Here is a 1031-nt window from a genome sequence, read left to right on the forward strand (position 1 = left end):
TCGGTGCCGCGCGGCACGGTGGGGAAGTTGATCGGCTGGACATAGATGCCATAGCCCTCGAGCAGCATGTCGCTCAGCTTCTTGGTATGCACCGGATCGCCCACGATCACCGGCACGATATGGCTGCCATGGTCGATCAGCGGCAGGCCCAGCCCCTTGAGCCGGGTCTTGAGGATCTTCGCCTGCGTCTGATGCGCCTCGCGCAGCGACCCGTCGCGCTTGAGATGCGCCACACTGGCCGCGGCCCCCGCCGCCACGGCCGGCGGCAGCGAGGTGGTGAAGATGAAGCCGGGCGCGTAACTGCGCACCGCGTCACACATTTTCGCGCTCGCCGCGATATAGCCGCCCATCACGCCATAGGCCTTGGCGAGCGTGCCGTTGATGATGTCGATGCGGTGCATCAGGCGGTCGCGCTCGGCCACGCCGGCGCCGCGCGGGCCGTACATGCCCACCGCATGCACCTCGTCGATATAGGTCAGCGCGCCGAATTCGTCGGCCAGGTCGCAGATCGCCTCGATCGGTCCGAAATCGCCATCCATCGAATAGACCGATTCGAAGGCGATGAGCTTGGGCGCCGCGGGATCGTCGGCCTCCAGCAGCTCGCGCAGATGCGCCATGTCGTTGTGGCGGAAGATGCGCTTGGCCCCGCCATTGCGGCGCACCCCCTCGATCATCGAGGCGTGGTTGAGCGCGTCCGAATAGATGATCAGCCCCGGGAACAATTTGGGCAGCGTGCTCAATGTCGCGTCATTCGCGATATAGGCCGAGGTGAAGAGCAGCGCCGCTTCCTTGCCGTGCAGATCGGCCAGTTCGGCCTCGAGCCGCTTGTGATAGACCGTGGTGCCGGAGATGTTGCGCGTCCCGCCCGAGCCCGCGCCGGTGGCGTCCAGCGCCTCGTGCATCGCCGCCAGGACCTCGGGGTGCTGGCCCATGCCCAGATAGTCGTTGCCGCACCAGACGGTGATCGGCTGCTCGGTGCCGTCGGGACGGCGCCATGTGGCATGCGGAAACTGGCCATTGCGGCGTTCGAT

1 protein-coding gene is annotated in these 1031 nt (G+C 66.4%); it reads right to left on the reverse strand.

Annotated features, from left to right (window positions below; genetic code table 11):
• Positions 1 to 1031: 5-aminolevulinate synthase (gene hemA / locus F3H35_RS18720; protein WP_149781042.1), on the reverse strand; the 1031-nt coding region annotated here is incomplete at both ends.

The sequence above is a fragment of the Roseovarius litoreus genome (assembly GCF_900142765.1).
GTDB classification, from domain to species: domain Bacteria; phylum Pseudomonadota; class Alphaproteobacteria; order Rhodobacterales; family Rhodobacteraceae; genus Roseovarius; species Roseovarius litoreus.